The 2,523-nt window shown below is 42.4% G+C and carries 3 protein-coding genes; all 3 read left to right on the forward strand.

The genetic code is table 11. The features are described from left to right. Positions 1-131 precede the first annotated feature (131 nt). Entirely contained in the window at positions 132-1,016 is an 885-nt protein-coding gene (locus tag WB217_RS08825; RefSeq protein ID WP_423992615.1) for an ABC transporter ATP-binding protein, read from the forward strand. Between the two features lie 4 nt (positions 1,017-1,020). Then, entirely contained in the window at positions 1,021-1,818 is a 798-nt protein-coding gene (locus WB217_RS08830; RefSeq protein WP_423992617.1) for an ABC transporter permease subunit, read from the forward strand. Between the two features lie 15 nt (positions 1,819-1,833). Continuing rightward, a partial coding sequence (locus tag WB217_RS08835; protein WP_423992619.1) for an ABC transporter permease subunit occupies positions 1,834-2,523 on the forward strand: 690 nt, incomplete at its 3' end.

The following is a 2,523-nucleotide window of genomic DNA, read 5'->3' on the forward strand; positions in this document are numbered from 1 at the left end:
CAATAAAGGTATCCATGATTTCGATGAAGCCTTTAAAGAGGGCGAGGTGTATATTGAGATGCTGAAGAAGTCGTTTTATAAGTAATAGTATTCTTTTTTATCAAGATAAATAAATACAGGGAGGGTCTGGCATGAACGTAATCGAGATTAAAAATCTGACCAAAATGTACGGCAAGGCCAGGGGGATTGAGGATGTCAGCTTTAATGTAGAGGAAGGGGAGATATTCGGTTTCATCGGGCCAAATGGCGCGGGGAAATCAACGACAATCAGGACATTGCTGTCGCTGATCTATCCGACCAGCGGCAGTGCTACGATTTTCGGCAAGGATATCATCACCGCAGCGCCTGAGATTAAGAAGGAAATTGGCTATCTGCCATCCGAGGTTTTTTACTATGACAATATGAAGGTCCTTGATCTCCTTAAATATTCAGCAAGCTTTTACAAAAAAGATTGTACCAATCGGATCAAGGAACTGGCCGAAGTCATGGAGCTTGACCTCACCAAGAAAATTGATGACCTCTCACTCGGAAACAAAAAGAAGGTTGGCATTGTCCAGGGGCTGCTGCACGAACCGAAGCTGATTATCCTCGACGAACCGACCAGTGGTCTTGATCCGCTTATGCAGCAAAAGTTCTTTGACCTGCTTGAAAAAGAAAATAAGAAGGGAGCAACCATTTTATTCTCCTCCCATATTTTAAGCGAGGTTCAGAGGCTGTGCGACAGGGTTGCAATCATCAAGGACGGCAGGATTGTGACGGTAGAGAAGATCAGCACGCTAAAAGAAAATACGTATAAGAAATTTAAGGTAGAAACAAGTTCACACATAGGGATAGAGCATTTTAAAGTCGAAGGTGTTAATCAGCTTGAACAGGACGGCAGTACCATCAGTTTTTTATTCAGAGGCAATATTAACTCAATTATGATGAAGATTTCAGAAATCGAGATTGTGAACCTCTGGGTTGAGGAGCCGGACCTTGAGGAGATTTTCATGCATTATTACGAAAAGGAGGCCTAAAACCATGAATATGTTCCTTCATGAATTGAAGGCTTACCGGAAATCCACCATTGTTTGGTCGATCTCGCTGGTCGCTTTGGTCGCTCTGTTTCTTTCAATGTTTCCCTCCTTTTCGAAGGATGCAGAGGAATTCAAACAGCTGCTCGAAGGCTTCCCTATGGAGCTAAGGAAAGCGATCGGCCTTTCAGTGGACAGTATCGCAACCCTGCTTGGATTCTTCTCGTATGCCTTTTTATACATTAAGCTTGCTGGAGCCATCCAGGCTATGAATCTCGGAACCTCCATTTTGTCCAAGGAAACAAGGGAGAAGACTGCAGATTTCCTGCTGACAAAGCCGGTTACACGGCAACAGATTGTTACTTCAAAGCTTCTGGCTGCACTTGTTTCCTTAGTTGCAACAAATATCGTTTTTACAGCGGCAACAATATTAATTGCTTCAATTGTTGCTGATAATGATTTTAGCAGTAAAGCACTGCTGCTAGTTTCAATCACATTATTTTTCATCCAGATTATGTTCCTTGCGCTTGGAATTCTTGTGTCAGTTGTCTTCCCGCGCATTAAATCTGTGATCTCCGTCTCGCTGGGCACGGTGTTTGGCTTTTTCATGCTGGGAATGATTAGCTCGACTACTGAAGATAAAGGTTTAAGATATTTAACACCCTTCAATTACTTTGATTCGGCATTTATCGTGAAAAATATGGCCTATGAAAATTCATTTTTAATCGTCGAGATTATTTTTATCCTCACAGCCGTGACAGCTGTCTATTATATGTACCTGAAAAAAGATGTCCATTCTGTTTAGGGAGGAGGGGAAGCTATGAATATATTCAGAAGGGAAATGAAAGCAAACCTGAAATCGTTGATTATCTGGAGCATTGGCGTCATTTTCATGGTTGCTTCGGGTATGGGGAAGTACGCAAGTCTTGGAAGCTCCGGACAATCAATGAATGCACTGATGGCCGATATGCCCAAATCGCTGCAGGCCATCATGGGTATTGGATCATTTGATTTGTCTTCACCAATTGGCTACTACGGCGTACTTTTTCTATACCTGGCCGTTATGGCATCTATTCACGCAGCCATGATGGGGGCCAATATCATTGCCAAGGAAGAAAGAGACAAGACTGTTGAATTCCTGTTGGTAAAGCCAATTTCAAGAAATCGTATGATTACGTCCAAATTGGCGGCTGCCTTAATGAATATCATCATCTTAAATTTAGTAACGTTAGCCTCCTCAATCGGAATGGTGCAGAAATATGCTGACGGAGAGGACGTAATCGGGAATATCATGCTGCTGATGATCGGCATGTTCATCCTCCAGCTGATCTTTTTGCTCATTGGAACGGCGGTAGCAGCTATTTTTAAAAACGCCAAAAAGGCCAATTCTCTATCGACCGGTATTCTGCTTATCTTTTTTATCCTATCCATCGCAATCGATATGAACGAAAAGCTGGAAGGATTGACGTATTTCACTCCGTTCAAATATTACGATGCGAAGGATCTATTG

The organism is Mesobacillus sp. (genome assembly GCF_049588175.1).
GTDB lineage: Bacteria > Bacillota > Bacilli > Bacillales > Cytobacillaceae > Mesobacillus.